Genomic DNA, 17,030 nt, shown 5'->3' on the forward strand with positions numbered 1-17,030 from the left:
GTGAACGTCAATCTCGCTTCCTTCCTCTATCTCGTTTCCGGCATCCTGTTCATCCTGGCGCTGCGCGGCCTGTCGCATCCGACGACCAGCCGTCAGGGCAACCTGTACGGCATGATCGGCATGGCGATCGCCATCCTCACCACGCTGGCCTTGGCGCTGCCTTCGGCCGGCGGTTTCGGCCTGATCGTGCTGGGGCTCGCCATCGGCGGCGGCGTCGGCGCCTTCATCGCCCGCCGCATCGCCATGACGGCCATGCCGCAGCTGATCGCCGCCTTCCACAGCCTCGTCGGCCTCGCCGCCGTCATGGTGGCGGCCGGCGCCATCTATGCGCCGGAAAGCTTCGGCATCGGCGAGGCGGGCGCCATCCACGCGCAGGCGCTGGTGGAAATGTCGCTCGGTGTCGCCATCGGCGCCATCACCTTCACCGGCTCGGTCATCGCCTTCCTGAAGCTGGACGGGCGCATGTCGGGCAAGCCGATCATGCTGCCGGCGCGCCACCTCATCAACCTCGCGCTGGGTGCCGCACTCGTCGTGCTCATCGTGCTTCTGGTCGGCACCGAATCGAAGTTCATCTTCTGGCTGATCGTCGCCGCCTCGCTGGTGCTCGGCGTGCTGCTCATCGTGCCGATCGGCGGCGCCGACATGCCCGTCGTCATCTCGATGCTGAACTCCTATTCCGGCTGGGCGGCGGCAGCACTCGGCTTCACGCTGGGCAACCTCGCCCTCATCATCACCGGTGCGCTGGTCGGCTCTAGCGGAGCGATCCTGTCCTACATCATGTGCAAGGGCATGAACCGCTCGTTCATCTCCGTCATCCTCGGCGGCTTCGGCGGCGAGACGGCGAGTGCCGGCGCCGACGACGGCATCGAGCGCACCGTCAAGCAGGGCTCGGCCGACGACGCCGCCTACCTGATGATGAACGCGCAGAAGGTCATCATCGTGCCCGGCTACGGCATGGCCGTCGCCCAGGCGCAGCACGCCCTTCGCGAGATGGCCGACAAGCTGAAGGCCAACGGCGTCGAGGTGAAATACGCCATCCATCCGGTCGCCGGCCGCATGCCCGGCCACATGAACGTGCTCCTGGCCGAAGCCAACGTGCCCTACGACGAGGTGTTCGAGCTGGAGGACATCAACTCCGAATTCGCGCAGGCCGATGTCGCCTATGTCATCGGCGCCAACGACGTCACCAACCCCTCGGCGCGCGACGACAAGTCCTCGCCCATCTACGGCATGCCGATCCTCGAGGTCGACAAGGCGCGCACCTGCCTGTTCGTCAAGCGTTCGCTCGGCTCGGGCTACGCCGGCATCGACAACACGCTGTTCTACAAGGACGGCACCATGATGCTGCTCGGCGACGCCAAGAAGATGACCGAGGAGATCGTCAAGGCGATGGACCACTGAGCGGTCCCTCTCGCCATTCGGAATGGAAAAGCCCGGCTCTGCCGGGCTTTTTGCTGTCCGGTCAGCGCCAGAACAGCAGGATCAGGATGATGATCGGAATGGGAATGCCGAGCAGCCACAGAAGGATACCACGACCCATAAAAGCCTCCGTTTGAGCATTGTTCCTGTTGGACAATGCCCGCGCGAGGCTTCGGTTCCACCCGATCCCGCCCGCCGGCAGGCGTAAACCGGCGGTCTGGCCGGACGGCACGCGGAAAAATATCCCCTCAGATATCCAGGTTGGCGACCGACAGCGCGTTTTCCTGGATGAACTCGCGGCGCGGTTCCACTTCGTCGCCCATCAGCCGGGTGAACAGCGAATCGGCGTCGGTGGCGTCGGAAACCTTGACCTGTAAGAGCGAGCGCACGTTCGGGTCGAGCGTGGTTTCCCAGAGCTGCTCGGCGTTCATTTCGCCCAGCCCCTTGTAGCGCTGCATGGTCAGCCCCTTCTTGCCGGTGGAGAAGACGGCGGAAAGCAGCGCCAGCGGACCGACGATGACCTCCGAATTCTCCTTGCGCCTGAGCACCGGCGGCGTGCCGTAGACTTCGCCGAGGCGGGTCGCGTAGCGGTCCAGCGCGCGTGCGTCGGCGGAGTTGATCAGCCCCATGTCGAGCGCCACGAACTCGCGCACGCCGCGCACCGTACGCTCGAAGACGTAGCCGCCCGTTCCCTCGTTGGAGGTGGAGGTCGCGCCTGTCCAGCCGCGCTCGGTGTCCTCGGCGATCAGGTCGAGGCGCTCGGCGATCTTCTCAGCCATCGCGTTGGCGCGGCCGAGATCGCTGAACACGTCCGGGTTCAGGCCGCCGGCGATGGCCGCCTGTTCCACCACGGCGCGGGAATAGCGCGTGTGCAGCCCGTTGATGAGCTGGCGCACGGCCAGCGCATCCTCGACCGCCGCGCGCAGGTCGTTGCCGACGCGCACCTCGCCCGAGCCCAGCGTCAGCGACGCCTCGTCGAGGCCGGAATCGATCAGGTATTCCTCGAAGGCACTCTCGTCCTTCAGGTATTGCGAGCTCTTGCCGCGGCTGACTTTGTAGAGCGGCGGCTGGGCGATGTAGAGATAGCCGCCCTCGATCACCTCCGGCATCTGCCGGAAGAAGAAGGTGAGCAGCAGCGTGCGGATGTGCGCGCCGTCCACGTCGGCGTCCGTCATGATGATGATCTTGTGGTAGCGCAGCTTCTCGATGTTGAACTCGTCCTTGCCGATCGAGGTGCCGAGCGCGGTGATCAGCGTGCCGATCATGTCCGACGACAGCATGCGGTCGAAGCGGGCACGCTCGACATTGAGGATCTTGCCGCGCAGCGGCAGGATCGCCTGGTTCTGGCGCGAGCGCCCGCCCTTGGCCGAGCCGCCGGCGGAATCGCCCTCGACGATGAAGATCTCGGATTTCGCCGGGTCGCGCTCCTGGCAGTCGGCCAGCTTGCCGGGCAGCGAGGTGATGTCGAGCACGCCCTTGCGCCGCGTCAGTTCGCGCGCCTTGCGCGCCGCCTCGCGCGCGGCGGCGGCTTCCACCACCTTGCCGACCAGCGTCTTGGCCTCGGCCGGATGTTCCTCCAGCCAGGTGCCGAGCGCTTCGTTGACGAGGCTCTCCACCACCGGCCGCACTTCCGACGACACCAGCTTGTCCTTGGTCTGCGAGGAGAATTTGGGGTCCGGCACCTTGACCGAAAGCACGGCCGTCAGGCCCTCGCGGCAGTCGTCGCCGGTCAGCTGTACCTTCTCCTTCTTGGAGATGCCGGCGGAATCGGCATAGCCGGTCACCTGCCTGGTCAGGGCGCCGCGGAAACCGGCCAGATGCGTGCCGCCGTCGCGCTGCGGGATGTTGTTGGTGAAGGCGAGCACGTTCTCGTGGTAGCTGTCGTTCCACCACATGGCGACCTCGACGGCGATGCCGTCGCGCTCGTTCCTGATGGCGATCGGCTTTTCGATCAGCGGCTTCTTCGCGCGGTCCAGGAACTTGACGAACTCCTCCAGACCGCCTTCGTAGTGCAGTTCCTGCGTCTTGATGTCGGCGCGGCGCTTGTCGGTCAGAAGGATCCGCACGCCGGAATTCAGGAAGGCGAGTTCGCGCAGCCGGTGCTCCAGCGTCGCGTAGTCGAATTCGGTGACGCCCTTGAAGGTGTCGGGCGAGGGCAGGAAGGTCACTTCCGTGCCGCTGCGGCCTTCGTTGGTGCCGGGCTGGTGATTGGGTTGGTAGCTGCCGGTCACGGCCAGCGGCGCATCGGCGTCGCCGTGGGAAAAGCGTATTTCGTGGACCTTGCCGTCGCGGCGGATCGTCAGCTTCAGCCACACCGACAGCGCGTTGACCACCGAGACGCCGACGCCGTGCAGGCCGCCGGACACCTTGTAGGAGTTCTGGTCGAACTTTCCGCCGGCATGGAGCTGCGTCATGATGACTTCCGCCGCCGACACGCCCTCGGAAGGATGCATGCCGACCGGGATGCCGCGCCCGTTGTCGATCACCGTGCAGGAACCGTCCGGATTGAGCGTCACCGTCACCAGGTCGGCATGGCCGGCCAGCGCCTCGTCGATGGCGTTATCCACCACCTCGTAGACCATATGGTGCAGGCCCGAGCCGTCGTCGGTGTCGCCGATATACATGCCCGGCCGCTTGCGCACCGCATCCAGGCCCTTGAGAACCTTGATGGAATCGGCGCCGTACCCGGCCGCCTCGCCGTTGCTATTTTCCAGCTCGTCGCTCATCGTCCGCTTTCGTAAAGATGATGCAGAAGGCGTCCGGGGAATATCACCGAATCGGACGCCATAGGACAAACCAGATATAGGCTTTTATGGCCTGTTTTTAAAGGTTTAACGGCTGTTTCCCGGCTTTTCCAAAGCCTGTTGGTCAGGCTTCGGCGGAGCGCCTCGTCGAGCGGGCGAAATCGACGGCGAAAGGCCGGCTAAGCGGCCTGCCGCATCGGCTTCAGCGCAACGCTCCAGCGGTAAAGCTCGTCCAGCATCGTCGTCGCGCTGGCGGCGACCTGCTCGCTCGGGGCGAAATTGCCCTGCTTGTCGAGATGCGCGGCATAGGTCGGCAACGCCACCGCCTCGGGGATCGGCATGACCTTGACCGTGGTGAGCAGCGGCTTCAGCGCCTGCACGGCGCGCATGCCGCCAGAAACCCCGCCATAGCTCAGGAAACCGGCCGGCTTGTAGTTCCATTCGCGCGCAAGGTAATCCACCGCGTTCACGATCGCCGGCGGGGCGAAGTAGTTGTATTCGGGCGTGACGAAGACGAAGGCGTCGGCGCCCTCCACCATCCTCGCCCACGACTTGGTGTGCGTCTTCTCGTATTTGCCGAGGCGCGGGTGGTGCGGCTCGTCCAGCAGCGGCAGGTCGAAGGCGGCGAGATCGGCCATCACCGGCTCGAACTTCCCGTGCTCGCGCGCGAAGGCTTCCAGCCATTCGGCGAAGACCGGTCCGACGCGGCCCGGGCGGGTGGAGCCGACGACGACGGCGAGACGATGCTTCAAGATGGTTCTCCTGATGGTTTCCATGAGAGCATTTTGCAGCCAGACGGGATCGTCCGGCGTCGCATAAATGCGGTTAAACAAAGAGGCGACTGTCAGCTATGACAGGCGGCCGCGCCGGGCAAGGCGATTTGTCGGATTAAATGCCTGCGGGCGATGAACAGTCCGTTCTGCGCCGGACGACGGTCGCCCGCAGGCCACCTCGTCACATGGACGCCCGCTTCCGGCGCCATTACAGTGGGCAAACGGAGCATGCCATGGACACCAAGCCGGCCCCTTTCGTTCCGCCCGCGCCGCGGCCGCGCGCCTCGCCGCCCTCGACGCTGGAGATGATCCGCATCGTCTACCGCAACCCGCTCGAACTGTGGGGCGAGCCTTCCTACAACGAGCCATGGATTTCGGTGACCGGCGTCGGCGGTCCGCTGGTCATCGCCAACGACCCGGAACTGATCCGCCACGTGCTGGTCGACAATGCGAAGAACTACAGGATGGCGACGGTGCGCCAGAAGATCCTGCGCCCCATCCTGCGCGACGGCCTGCTGACGGCGGAAGGCGAGGTGTGGAAGCGCTCGCGCAAGGCGATGGCGCCGGTCTTCACGCCGCGCAATATCTTCGGCTTCGCGCCGGCCATGCTGGAACGCACGCTTGCTTTCGTCGAGCGCTACGAGGCGGGCGGCGTCTCCGACATCGCCCACGACATGACGATGCTGACCTACGAGATTCTCGCCGAGACGCTGTTCTCGGGCGAGATCGCCGGCAGCAAGGACACGTTCGCGCAGGATATTGACCGGCTTCTGGAAACCATGGGCCGCGTCGATCCGCTCGACCTTCTGCGCGCGCCCGACTGGCTGCCGCGTCTCACCCGCATCCGCGGCCGCAAGGTCATGGCCTATTTCCGCGGCATCGTCAGCGACACCATGGCCCTGCGCGAGGAGAAGCTGAAGCGCGATCCCGCCGGCGCGCCGCAGGATTTCCTCACCCTGCTGCTGAAGGCCGAAGGCCCCGGCGGGCTGACGCGCGACGAGATCGAGGACAACATCATCACCTTCATCGGCGCCGGCCACGAGACGACGGCGCGCGCGCTCGGCTGGACGCTTTATTGCCTTGCCGAGGCGCCGTGGGAGCGAGAGCCGATCGAGCGCGAGATCGACGCGGTGCTGGCCGCCGAGCCCGACCCGACGAAATGGCTCGACCTGATGCCGCTCACCCGCGCCGCCTTTGACGAGGCGCTGCGCCTCTATCCGCCGGCGCCGTCCATCAACCGCGAGCCGATCGAGCCGGAAACCTTTCGGTCGAAATCGGGACAGGAACTTTATATCCCGCCGAAGGCGGCGGTGCTGGTGATGCCATGGGTGGTCCATCGCCACCGCAAGCTCTGGGCGGACCCCGAGGCCTTCATTCCCGCGCGCTTCCATCCGGGCAACCGGGAAAAGATCGACCGCTTCCAGTACCTGCCCTTCGGCGCCGGGCCGCGCGTGTGCATCGGCGCCTCCTTCGCCATGCAGGAGGCGATCATCGCGCTTGCGGTGCTGTTGTCGCGCTTCTGTTTCGAGACGGTGGCCGGGACGAAGCCCTGGCCGGTGCAGAAGCTGACCACCCAGCCGCAAGGCGGCCTGCCGATGCGGATCACAAGGAGGACCGGGCGATGACCACCGACAGGCGTTGCGTGATGGTGCGCGTGACGGGCCACGTCCAGGGCGTCGGCTTTCGCGACTGGACGGTCCGGCAGGCGCGCGGGCTCGATCTCGACGGATGGGTGAGCAACGAGGCCGACGGTTCGGTCAAGGCGCTGGTCTGCGGCAGCGACCGGGCCGTGTCGGCCATGCTGGAGGCCTTCATGCAGGGACCGGAGCCGGCGCGCGTCACCGACGTGTTGTGGACGCATGCCGGCGACGACGGCCAGTCGGGGTTCCGCATCGCGCCGTAGGGCCGTTCTTGCCTCGGCGAAGTGGAGCGACGGAGAGGGGAGTTCCTACCTCCGTCCCTGGAAAATATTCTCCACATGCACCGGCCAGCGCCACGGCAGCACGGCCACCATGTCGAAGCGGATGGAAAGCCGGCCGAAGTCGCGCTGCCGTGACAGCCACAGGTCGGCCGCGCCCTCGATGCGACGCTCGGACTCGCGCGCGATCGCCTCCATCGCTTCGACCAGCGTCGGCCGCGCCTTCACCTCGACGATGAGCACGAGATCGCCGCGCCGGGCGATCAGGTCGATCTCACCGAGTTTCGTCCGGTAGCGGCGGGCGAGGATGCGATACCCTTTCGCCATCAGCGCCATCGCCGCCAGCCATTCGCCGCGATGGCCGCGGCGATAGGATTTGCGTCGCTTGGCGGTGGCGGCGTCAGCCACCGGCGCCGTCCTTCAGCTCCAGCAGCCGGCGATAAAGCGCCTGCTTGGGCTGCCCGGTCATTTTCGCCGCCTCCGCCGCCGCCTTCGAGGCCGGCATGTCGCGGGCGAGCGAGACAAGCAGCGCGTCGACGTCACCGGCGCTCTGCTCGACGGGCAGGGGAGGGCCGACGCACACGACGACCTCGCCCTTCGGCGTGTCGGCCGCCGCATAGTGGGTCGCGAGCGCCGCCAGCGTGCCGGTGCGCATCTCCTCGAACGCCTTGGTGAGTTCCCGCCCGACCGCCGCGGCGCGCCCGTCGCCCAGCGCGTCCGCCATGGCATCGAGCGCCTCGGAAAGCCGGCGTGGCGATTCATAGAAGATCAGCGTCGCCGGCACGGCGCGCAGTTCCTCCAGCCGCGCCTTGCGCTGCCCTGTCTTGACCGGCAAAAAACCGGCGAACAGGAAGGTGTCGGACGGCAGGCCGGACGCCGTCAGCGCCGCCAGCGCCGCCGACGCGCCGGGCACCGGCACGACGCGGATGCCTTTTTCCAGCGCCTCGCCGACCAGCCGGTAGCCGGGGTCCGAGACCAGCGGCGTGCCGGCGTCGGAGATCAGCGCCACGCTTTTTCCCGCTTCCAGCGCCGCGATCAGCTTCGGCCCGGCTTCAGTCGCATTGTGCTCGTGATAGGCGGTGGTCCGCCGTCGGATGCCGTAGCGCTCCAAAAGCACGCGGCTTACCCGCGTGTCCTCGCAGGCGAGGACGTCGGCGGCGGCCAGCGTCTCCAGCGCCCGGAACGTGATGTCCGCGAGGTTGCCGATCGGCGTCGCGACCAGATAGAGCGCTGTCTCCAGCGGCCGCGCCGTGACCTCCGTCCGGCCGATCAGGTAGCTGTGTTTCCCGCCGCTCTCCATGGCCCTGTCTCGCACGGATCGGCGGCGCTTGCAAAAGCGTGATCGGCGCTGCCTTCGCTTTGCCACAGTGGGGAACAAAGCATGGTCGGGCGAATTGAGGGAGCCGAATCAGTCAATCGCAGGGAGCACCCGGCCGCATGGCAAACCGCTTCGACATTCTCATCAGCCGCATCGAATCGGAAGCGCGCGGTATGCCGCTATCCTCGGTAGGCGACGAGCACGGCACCGGCCGCGATCAGGCCGACGCCAAGCCAGTTCACCGCACCAAGCCGCTCGCCGAGAAACAGCGCGCCGAACACCGCCACCAGCACGACGCTTAGCTTCTCGATGGGCGCGACGCGCGCCGCGTCGCCGAGCTTGAGCGCGCGGAAGTAGCACAGCCACGACGCCCCGGTGGCGAGGCCCGACAGGATCAGAAACAGCCAGGTCCGGCCGGGTATGGCGCCGGGCGCCTGCAGCTTGCCCATCCCCGCCAGGATCGCCGCCAGCACGGCCACGATGACGAGCGTGCGGATGAAGGTCGCGAGATCGGAATCGACCGCTTCGACGCCGACCTTGGCGAAGATCGCCGTCAATGCGGCGAACACGGCCGACAGCACGGCCCAGAATTGCCAGGACGAGAGGGTCACGGGTCCGGTTCCCGAAATCGTTGCGCGGCCCACAATGCAGCAGGCCGCGTTTCCGGAAAAGAGGGCGGCGGACGCTGTTCAGGACGCGCCGCCGTTTCCGCTTTCAGGCGGGCCTGTCTATTGCGCCGGCTCCATCTTGCAGTCCGCGGCATAGACGTCGCTGTGGTCGGTCAGCACCTTCTTTTCGGTCTTGAGCACCATCTTGCCGTCGGCGCCCTTCTCGGCCGTCAGCGCATACCAGTCCTGGATCGGGTGCTGGTTCGGGCCGAACTTGAACTTGCCGCGCACGGTCGGGATATCGGAGGTCAAAAGCGCCTTGCGGAAACCGACTAGATCGTCGGCGCCGGCGCTCTTCTCCAGTCCGACGCCGAACAGAAGGGCGGCGTCATAGCCCTGCGCGGCGTAGTAGGTGATCGGCCGGTCGCCGTATTTGGCCTTCCAGGCGGCGACGAAGGCCTTGTTGACGGGATTGTCGAAATCCTCATTCCAGTGGCTGGTGACCTGCACGCCGGTGGCTGCGTCGCCGACCGCCTGCACGATCGCCTGGTCGAGCGAGGCCGGATGCACCACCATGGGGATTTCCTTGAGCAGGCCGGCCTGCTCGTACTGGCGCATGAAGGCGATGCCGAGGCCGCCCGGCTCGAATTCGTAGACGACATCGGGCTTGGCGGCGCGGATCTGCGCCATTTCCGCGGCGAAGTCGGTCTGGTCGAGGCCGGTATAGGTCTCGCCCACCACCTCGCCCTTGTAGAAGCGCTTGAAAGCGACCATCGTCTCCTTGCCGGCCTGGTAGTTCGGCGCGATCAGGAACGCCTTCTTGTAGTCCAGCGACTGTGCCAGCGCGCCGGCGCTCTCGCCCTGGCTGTCGTCCTGCCAGGAACTGACGAAGTAGTTGGGATTGCACTCCTTGCCGGCAAAGGTGGAGGAGGCGGTGTTGGCGCTGATGTAGACGGCGTCGCTGTCGAGGATTTCCGGCACGGCGGCGAAGGCGACGTTGGCGAAGACCATGCCGGTGAACAGTTTTATCCCCTGTTCGTTCAGCATCTTGTCGGCGATCTGCCGGGCATTGCCGGGCTTCAGGCTGTCGTCCTCGACCACCAGCGCGACCGGCTTGCCGCCGAGCTCGCCCTTGTTCTGGTCGATGGCGAGCTGGAAGCCGTCGCGGATGTCCTGGCCGAGATAACCGGCCGGACCGGACAGCGTGGTGATCATGCCGATCTTCAGGGGGTCGTCCGCTTGTGCGGTCGTGCTGACGGCAAAGGCCAGTGCCGCCGCTGCCATGAGACGTTTGGTGCGCATTGTCGGGGTTCCCCTCCGTTGTCGTTCTTTCCAGCCCATTGCAGACCGGCTCCCGAGCGAAAGCTTCCTTCGATCGGCAGGCGCGTAAATGGAAAACTGCTCATTCGGCTATGATGGGCGGGAATAGCAGGGGCGCCGCGACTGAGGCGGCGTCATGTCACGCCCGGTATGTCAGGCAAGTTCGGCGGCGACGGTGCGCAGTGTCTGGAGGAACACTTCGGCCGCCGGCGACAGGCGCATGTCGGCGCGCGTGGTGATGCCGATCAGCCCGGCCGTCGCCCTGAGCGCCACCGGCAGGATGACGATGCCGCCGAGCGCGGCCTCCTGCCTTGCCACCTGCGCGGGGAAGACGCCGAGATAGTCGGCGCTGAGCAGCAATTGCCGGTTGGTCAGCAGCGAGACGGAATCCACCGCATGCACAGGCGGATCGAGGCCTTCTTCCATGAAGGTGATATCGATCTGCCGGCGCATGTTGGTTTCGGGTGGCGGCAGGATCCATTCCCACTTCGTCAGTTCGGCCAGCGAGACGTTCTTGCGCCGGGTCAGCGGATGGCCACGGCGCGCGACCACGCTGGCGAAATCCGCCGTCAGCACCTCCTGGCTGAGGCTCATGGTCTCGCGCCGCTCCGACAGCCGGCCGATGACGAGGTCGAGGTCGCCGGCCTTGAGCGCCGGGATCAGCACGTCGTCCATGCCTTCCACCACCTTGACGACCAGCTTCGGCCGCTCGCGGCGCAGCTGCGCGATCGCCTTGGGCAGGAGTTCGGCTGAGGCCGCCAGCAGCGTGCCGATCGCCACCCTGCCGCCCTTGCCGTCGCGCAGGTCCGCCAGATGCTCCTCGGCGTGCGCGAGCTGCGCCAGCACCAGCCGCGCGTGGTCGGCCAGCGTGGTGCCGAAAAGGGTCGGCACGACGCCGCGGTTGGTGCGGTCGAACAGGTGGGCGCGCGTCAGCGCCTCGATCTCCTGCAAGGCCTTCGTCACCGCCGATTGCGTCATGTTGAGGCGCTTGGCGGCGCGCACCAGGTTGCCTTCCTCCACGATCGCCACCACCATGCGCAGGTGGCGAAGGGTCAGGTGTGTCGTCAGCGGCTTGGCGCGCGTGTCGTTCATGGCATCCTGATATTCCATGCCCTCATAGAAAATTCCAGATAATTCACTTGCATGAATTTCCGTTGGCCGGGAAACTCTCAGGCAGTGGAGGACAGGGACGGAACGATGCGCGAAAGCGGAGGCAAGCGCCATGCGGAGATCGCCGGGGCCGGCATCGGCGGCCTGACGACGGCGGCCGCGCTGGCGCAGCGCGGCTGGTCGGTGACCGTGCATGAGCGCGCGTCGACGCTGCGCACCTTCGGCGCCGGCATCTATATCTGGAGCAACGGCCTGCGCGTGCTCAAGGCCATCGGCGCCTATGACAGGGCGACCGTCGGCGCCCATATCGGCCCTGAGTTCCACACCCGCGACCACGACGACATCACGATGGAGGAAATCCCCATCAACGGTCCGGGCGACGCGCGTCTGGTCACCATCCTGCGCGAGACGCTCATCAACACGCTTGTCGATGTCTGCCGCGAAGCCGGCGTCGACATCCGCACCGGCTCGGAAGCCGTCGGCGCGACGCCCGAGGGCGAATTGCTGCTGGCCGACGGGACGCGCTGCGAGGCCGATCTGGTGGTCGGCGCCGATGGCATCAATTCGCGCGTGCGCGATTCCCTCGATCTCCTGCTTTACCGCCGCGACCTCGGCTATGGCGCAATCCGCATGCTCATCCCGCGCGCCAGGGGCGACGTGCCGCACGAGGACGAGAACCGCTACATCGAATATTTCTCCGGCTCGCGCCGCATTCTCTACACCCCGGCCAGCGCCGACGATCTCTATGTCGCGCTGTGCTGCGGCGCCGACGATGCCGAGGCGCTGAAGGTGCCGGCCAACCGGGCGCTGTGGACGCAGTCCTTCCCGCACCTCGCCAACCTGATCGTGCGCTTCGGCGATGCCGGCCGCTGGGATGTCTTCGAGGTCGCCAAGCTGAAGCGCTGGAGCAAGGGCCGCGTGGCCATCGTCGGCGACGCCGCGCATGCCATGCCGCCCTATCTCGGGCAGGGTGGCGGCTGCGCGCTGATGAACGGGTTGGCGCTGGCCGTCAGCGTCGCCGACGCCGCCGACATCGGCACCGCGCTGGGCGAATGGGAAGCGCGCGAGCGGCCGCTGACCGAGCACACGCAGGACACCGCCGAAAATCTCGGTAGCATGAACACCTGGCCCGACGACGTGCGCTCGGCTGTGCTCAAGATCGTCGGCAAATCGCGCGAACTGGGCGAACAGCGCATGAAGACGGCCAGGCATGTGCCGACCGGAACGGAGGCATTCCCGCTTTGACCATGAAATCCATCCAGATCGGCGCCAACGCCTTTTCCTGGGACGAGGCCGGGCAGGGCGACGTGCTGCTGCTGCTGTCGGGCTGGTGCCAGGACCATCGCCTGTTCAAGACGCTGGCGCCGGAACTGGCGAAAACCCATCGCGTCATCCGCCTCGACTGGCGCGGCCATGGCGAGCACCGCGAGCACGACGGCGATTTCGTCACCGCCGACCAGGCGTCTGACGTCATCGCCTTCCTCGACCGGCTGGAGATCGGCAGGGTCGTGCCCGTCTCGACCTCGCATGGCGGCTGGGCCAACATCGAGACGACCGACCGGCTGGGGCCTTCGCGCATCCCGCGCTCGGTGGTCATCGACTGGATCCAGACGACGCCGAACGAGGATTTCTTCCGCGCCATCGAGGAGTTGCAGGAGCGTTCGGCCTGGGAGAAGGGCCGCGACGACCTGTTCGCCTACTGGATCGGCGACACCGAAAACCGCGACATCGTCGATCACGTCAGCAAGGAGATGGCCGGCTACAGCTTCGAGATGTGGGCGCGTTCGGGCCGCGAGATCGCAAAAGCTTACCGCAAGTGGGGCAACCCCATGCAGCGCATGGCGGCGATGAAGGAGTACAGGCCGATCACTCACATCTATTCGCAGCCCTTCGAGCCGGAATACACGCAGGCGCAGCTCGATTTTGCCGCGCAGAACGCCTGGTACAGGCCGAACAAGCTGCCGGGCCGCACACATTTCCCGACGCTGGAACAGCCGAAGGCGGTGGCCGACGCCATCCGCGCCTTCCTGAAGGACGCTTGAAGATGGCGAGCCGCATCGCCGAGGAAGCCGGCTGGCCGCGCGAACGGCTCGACCGCGATTACAATGCGCGGGCGACGATCCCCGTCGCGGCCTACGAGGCGGAGATGCTGCGCTATCGCGCCATGTCGGATGCGGCGCGCGAGTCTCACGCGACGCATCTCGACGTGGTCTATGACGAAGAAAGCGGTCAGGCGCTGGACATCTTCGGCACGGCGGCCGGCGAGCTCCGCCCCGTATTCGTGTTCATCCACGGCGGCTACTGGCGCGCGCTCTCCAAGCGCGATTCCGCTTTCATGGCCGGCATGCTGGCGAAGCACGGCATCGCTTCCGTCGCCGTCGATTACCGGCTGGCGCCGGAAACCTCGCTGACCGAGATCGTGCGCGAGATGCGCGCGGCGATCGCCTTCCTGTCGAAGAACGGCCGCGCCTACGGCATCGATCCGGACAGGATTTTCGTCGGCGGCAGCTCGGCCGGCGGGCACCTGACGGGCACGGTCATCGCCGGCGGCTGGCAGAAGGACTTCGGCGTGTCTGAAGACGTGGTCAAGGGCGCGCTGCCGGTCAGCGGCCTGTTCCATCTGGGGCCGATCGCGAAGTCCTACGTGCAGGACTGGATGAAGCTGGACGACGCTGCGGTCGGCGCGCTGAGCCCGGCGGAAAACCTGCCCGGTCGCGGCTGCCCCATCGTGGTCGCCTACGCCGCCGGCGAGGCCGACGGCTTCAAGCGGCAGTCGGTGGACTACGACCGGCAATGGCGCGAAGCCGGCTTTTCCTCCGAGCTGATCGAGGTGCCGTGGCGCAACCATTTCGACGTCATCCTCGATCTGGCCGACGAGGATACGGAACTGTCGCGGGCCTTGCTGCGCCTGATCGGCAAGGCTTGAAATCAAGACCGGCCGTGGCCGGATGCGGAAAGACGGACGAGCGATGAACTATTCGAAGAAAGACGCCAAGGCCCATTCGCGGGCGACGATGAAAGGCATCTGGGCGGCGGCCCTGATGCCGTTCACCGATTCGCTCGCCGTCGACGAGGACGGCTTCCGCCGCAACGTCGACCACTGGATCGGGGACCTCGGCATCGACGGCTTCTTCATCGCCGGCAAGCAGGGCGAGTTCTTCTCCATGTCGCTGGAGGAGCGCAAGCGCAATTTCGAACTGGCTGTGGAAGCCTGCGCCGGCCGGGCCCAGACCATCATGTCCTGCTCGGACCAGAACATGGACGTGGTGATCGACCTCGCCAAACATGCCCAGAAGGTCGGCGCCGACTACATCGTCGTGCATGCGCCCATCCTGCATTTCTTCAAGGAACAGGACGAGACGCTGCTCAACTACTACCGCACCATCGCAAGCAAGGTGGATATCGGCATCGCGCTGTGGAGCCATCCCGACAGCGGCTACCTGATGAGCCCCGAGCTTTGCAACCGGCTGGCCGACATCGAGAACGTCGTCGCCATCAAGTACAGCGTGCCGCGGCCCATGTATGCCGAACTCACCCGACTGGCCGGCGACCGCATCCTGGTCAGCACCGCCTCCGAGGAGGAGTGGCTGGACAACATCCTGGAGCTCGGCTGGCAGCTCTATCTCTGCTCCTCGCCGCCTTATCTGATCCAGACAAAGGCCGACCGGCGCATGCGCGCCTACACCGACCTCGCCTTCGCCGGTAAGGCCCAGGAGGCGCGCAGGTTGCGCGACAGCCTCGACCCGGTGCGCGCCGCGCTCAAGGGCACGCGCCCGGCCGAGAAGCCGCACGCGCACCAGAAATACTGGCAGGACCTGCTGGGGCAGACGGGCGGTCGCGTTCGCCCGCCGTTGCTGGAACTGACGGAAGCGGAGAAGAAGGCCACCCGCGAAGCCTTCGAGACGTGCGGCCTGAAGACCGCGTGAGACTGGAACCGGCGGCGCCCGCGCCGCGCAACGCAAGGAGGAAGCCATGAGTGGAACACGTCTTTCGGCATTCAATTTCTCGAAGTGGATCGATGAGCACGCACATCTCTTGAAGCCGCCGGTGGGCAACCAGCTGGTGTTCAAGGACGCTGACCTGATGGTCACCGTGGTCGGCGGCCCGAACGGCCGCACCGACTATCATGACGATCCGGTCGAGGAGTTCTTCTATCAGTTGAAGGGCGATATGCTCCTGAAGGTGCACGACACCTCCACCGGTGACTTCTACGACGTGCCGATCCGCGAGGGCGAGATATTCCTTCTTCCCGCGCATATGCGCCACTCGCCGCAGCGCCCGCAGGAAGGCTCGGTCGGCCTCGTCATCGAGCCGGCCCGTCCCGAAGGCGCCCTCGACGCGATCGAATGGTACTGCTTCGAATGCAAGGCCCTGGTGCACCGCGCCGAGGTCGACCTGGTCTCCATCGTCGACGACCTGCCGCCGATCTACCAGGCCTTCTACGCCGACGAGAAGGCGCGCACCTGCCCGAAATGCGGCACCCTCCACCCCGGCAAGAAAGCGCCGGAAGGCTGGGTGGTCATTTAATTTCAAGCATGTAATTTTGTCTGCCGGGTCGTCCGACCCGGCGGGCCGGAAACGACGGTGCAACGAGAAGCGACCGAAGGCCGCCGAAGCGAAACAGAGGAGAACGAAAAGACATGCTGAGGAGAACTTTTTTGGCGCTTGCCGCGTCCGCCATGGCCGCCTTCCCGGCCCTGGCGCAGGACCCGGTCAAGATCGGCCTGATCACCACGCTGTCGGGGCCGGGCGGCTATATTGGCCAGGATATCCGTGACGCCTTCCAGCTCGCCATCGACATGGAAGGTGGCAAGCTCGGCGGCGTGCCGGTGGACGTCAAGGTCGAGGACGATGCCCTGAAGCCGGGGCAGGGCAAGCAGATCGCCGAGAAGATGCTCAGCAACGACGGCGTCAAGCTGTTCACCGGCATCGTCTTCTCCAACGTCGCGGGTGCGACGGTGCCCGACATCGTCGATGCCGGCGCCTTCTACATCAGCCCCAACGCCGCGCCCTCGAACATGGCGGGCAAGGAGTGCAACGAGAACTACTTCGTCGTCTCCTGGCAGAACGACAGCCTGCACGAGAGCGCCGGCCAACTGGCGCAGAACCTCGGCTACAAGACCGCCTTCGTGCTGGCGCCGAACTACCAGGCCGGCAAGGACGCCATCACCGGCTTCAAGCGCTACTTCAAGGGCGAGATCGTCGGCGAGACCTACACCAGCCTCGACCAGACCGACTTCGCCGCCGAGATGGCTCAGATCCGCGCCGCCAAGCCGGAAGTCGTGTTCCAGTTCCATCCCGGCGGCCTCGGCATCGCCTTCCTGCGCCAGTATGAGCAGGCGGGGCTGCTGAGCACCGTGCCGATGGTGCTGGCCGAGCCTTCCATGGATGCGGTGACGCTGAAGGCCATCGGCGACGCGGCGGTGGGGCTCAACATCTCCTCGCACTGGAACGCGGATTTCGACAACCCGGCCAACAAGAAGTTCATGGAAGCGTGGATGAAGGCGTACAACCGCATGCCGACCTACTACGCCAGCCAGAGCTACGATACGGCTTTGGCGATCGCAGCCGCGCTCAAGGCCACCGGCGGTAACATGGACGACGCCGACGCCTTCCGCGACGCCATGCGCAAGGCGGATTTCGAATCCGTGCGCGGCAAGTTCAAGTTCGGCGTCAACCAGCATCCGATCCAGGACTGGTACCACCTCAAGGTGGAAAAGGGCGAGGACGGCAAGCCGGTCATCAAGACCGTCGGCGACGTCTTCAAGGACCACGGCGACGCCTACGCCGACCAGTGCAAGATGTAGCAGACGACCTCTC

Annotated in this window: 17 protein-coding genes; 9 read left to right on the forward strand and 8 right to left on the reverse strand. The window is 66.2% G+C overall.

The window, feature by feature from the left end; genetic code table 11:
• Nucleotides 1-1,401 (forward strand): NAD(P)(+) transhydrogenase (Re/Si-specific) subunit beta, encoded by a 1,401-nt coding sequence (locus FGU64_RS17445; RefSeq protein WP_136354746.1) that lies wholly within the window; start codon nucleotides 1-3, stop codon nucleotides 1,399-1,401.
• A gap of 61 nt (nucleotides 1,402-1,462) precedes the next feature.
• Here the strand turns inward: FGU64_RS17445 and FGU64_RS17450 are convergent, their stop codons facing one another.
• From FGU64_RS17450 to FGU64_RS17460, 3 genes are all read right to left on the reverse strand, one after another.
• Nucleotides 1,463-1,651: a hypothetical protein gene (locus FGU64_RS17450; RefSeq protein WP_139954322.1), complete on the reverse strand. Its 189-nt coding sequence runs from the start codon at nucleotides 1,649-1,651 to the stop codon at nucleotides 1,463-1,465.
• A gap of 16 nt (nucleotides 1,652-1,667) precedes the next feature.
• Nucleotides 1,668-4,145 (reverse strand): DNA topoisomerase (ATP-hydrolyzing) subunit B, encoded by a 2,478-nt coding sequence (gyrB, locus tag FGU64_RS17455; RefSeq protein WP_139954323.1) that lies wholly within the window; start codon nucleotides 4,143-4,145, stop codon nucleotides 1,668-1,670.
• 197 nt (nucleotides 4,146-4,342) lie between these two features.
• Nucleotides 4,343-4,915 carry an NADPH-dependent FMN reductase gene (locus tag FGU64_RS17460; protein WP_139954324.1) on the reverse strand — a complete coding sequence of 191 codons (573 nt, stop codon included), beginning with the start codon at nucleotides 4,913-4,915 and terminating at the stop codon, nucleotides 4,343-4,345.
• 254 nt (nucleotides 4,916-5,169) lie between these two features.
• On the opposite strand from FGU64_RS17460, the gene FGU64_RS17465 reads away from it, so the two are divergent.
• Nucleotides 5,170-6,561: a cytochrome P450 gene (locus FGU64_RS17465; RefSeq protein ID WP_139954325.1), complete on the forward strand. Its 1,392-nt coding sequence runs from the start codon at nucleotides 5,170-5,172 to the stop codon at nucleotides 6,559-6,561.
• Nucleotides 6,558-6,839: an acylphosphatase gene (locus FGU64_RS17470; RefSeq protein WP_139954326.1), complete on the forward strand. Its 282-nt coding sequence runs from the start codon at nucleotides 6,558-6,560 to the stop codon at nucleotides 6,837-6,839. Before FGU64_RS17465 ends, FGU64_RS17470 begins: the two co-directional genes overlap by 4 nt.
• A 45-nt stretch (nucleotides 6,840-6,884) precedes the next feature.
• Here FGU64_RS17470 and FGU64_RS17475 read toward each other — a convergent pair whose 3' ends face one another.
• The 5 genes from FGU64_RS17475 to FGU64_RS17495 all read right to left on the reverse strand — a co-directional run bounded on the left by FGU64_RS17475 (nucleotide 6,885) and on the right by FGU64_RS17495 (nucleotide 11,192).
• On the reverse strand, nucleotides 6,885-7,262 hold the full coding sequence (locus tag FGU64_RS17475) for a YraN family protein (RefSeq protein ID WP_139954327.1): 378 nt from the start codon (nucleotides 7,260-7,262) through the stop codon (nucleotides 6,885-6,887).
• Nucleotides 7,255-8,154, reverse strand: coding sequence for a 16S rRNA (cytidine(1402)-2'-O)-methyltransferase (gene rsmI, locus FGU64_RS17480; protein WP_139954328.1), 900 nt, complete (start codon nucleotides 8,152-8,154; stop codon nucleotides 7,255-7,257). The genes FGU64_RS17475 and rsmI overlap by 8 nt, the downstream gene beginning before the upstream one ends.
• Nucleotides 8,155-8,351: 197 nt before the next feature.
• Entirely contained in the window at nucleotides 8,352-8,783 is a 432-nt protein-coding gene (locus tag FGU64_RS17485) for an EamA family transporter (protein ID WP_139954329.1), read from the reverse strand.
• A gap of 117 nt (nucleotides 8,784-8,900) precedes the next feature.
• Nucleotides 8,901-10,082: an ABC transporter substrate-binding protein gene (locus tag FGU64_RS17490; RefSeq protein ID WP_139954330.1), complete on the reverse strand. Its 1,182-nt coding sequence runs from the start codon at nucleotides 10,080-10,082 to the stop codon at nucleotides 8,901-8,903.
• 171 nt (nucleotides 10,083-10,253) lie between these two features.
• A complete protein-coding gene (locus tag FGU64_RS17495; protein ID WP_139954331.1) occupies nucleotides 10,254-11,192 on the reverse strand; it encodes a LysR substrate-binding domain-containing protein in 939 nt (312 codons plus the stop codon).
• A 105-nt stretch (nucleotides 11,193-11,297) separates the two neighbouring features.
• Here FGU64_RS17495 and FGU64_RS17500 point away from each other — a divergent pair, with 105 nt between their 5' ends.
• From FGU64_RS17500 to FGU64_RS17525, 6 genes are all read left to right on the forward strand, one after another.
• Nucleotides 11,298-12,455 (forward strand): NAD(P)/FAD-dependent oxidoreductase, encoded by a 1,158-nt coding sequence (locus tag FGU64_RS17500; RefSeq protein WP_139954332.1) that lies wholly within the window; start codon nucleotides 11,298-11,300, stop codon nucleotides 12,453-12,455.
• Nucleotides 12,456-12,457: 2 nt separating this feature from the next.
• Complete coding sequence (locus FGU64_RS17505) at nucleotides 12,458-13,252, forward strand: alpha/beta hydrolase (protein WP_139955431.1); 795 nt, start codon at nucleotides 12,458-12,460, stop codon at nucleotides 13,250-13,252.
• 2 nt (nucleotides 13,253-13,254) lie between these two features.
• Complete coding sequence (locus FGU64_RS17510) at nucleotides 13,255-14,136, forward strand: alpha/beta hydrolase (RefSeq protein ID WP_139954333.1); 882 nt, start codon at nucleotides 13,255-13,257, stop codon at nucleotides 14,134-14,136.
• A gap of 43 nt (nucleotides 14,137-14,179) precedes the next feature.
• Nucleotides 14,180-15,136: a dihydrodipicolinate synthase family protein gene (locus tag FGU64_RS17515; protein ID WP_139954334.1), complete on the forward strand. Its 957-nt coding sequence runs from the start codon at nucleotides 14,180-14,182 to the stop codon at nucleotides 15,134-15,136.
• A 46-nt stretch (nucleotides 15,137-15,182) separates the two neighbouring features.
• Nucleotides 15,183-15,737 carry a 3-hydroxyanthranilate 3,4-dioxygenase gene (locus tag FGU64_RS17520; protein ID WP_139954335.1) on the forward strand — a complete coding sequence of 185 codons (555 nt, stop codon included), beginning with the start codon at nucleotides 15,183-15,185 and terminating at the stop codon, nucleotides 15,735-15,737.
• Between the two features lie 113 nt (nucleotides 15,738-15,850).
• Nucleotides 15,851-17,017, forward strand: a complete 1,167-nt coding sequence (locus tag FGU64_RS17525) for an ABC transporter substrate-binding protein (RefSeq protein ID WP_139954336.1) — start codon at nucleotides 15,851-15,853, stop codon at nucleotides 17,015-17,017.
• Nucleotides 17,018-17,030 lie beyond the last annotated feature (13 nt).

This window comes from Mesorhizobium sp. 8 (assembly GCF_006351905.1).
Classification (GTDB): Bacteria; Pseudomonadota; Alphaproteobacteria; order Rhizobiales; family Rhizobiaceae; genus Mesorhizobium; species Mesorhizobium composti.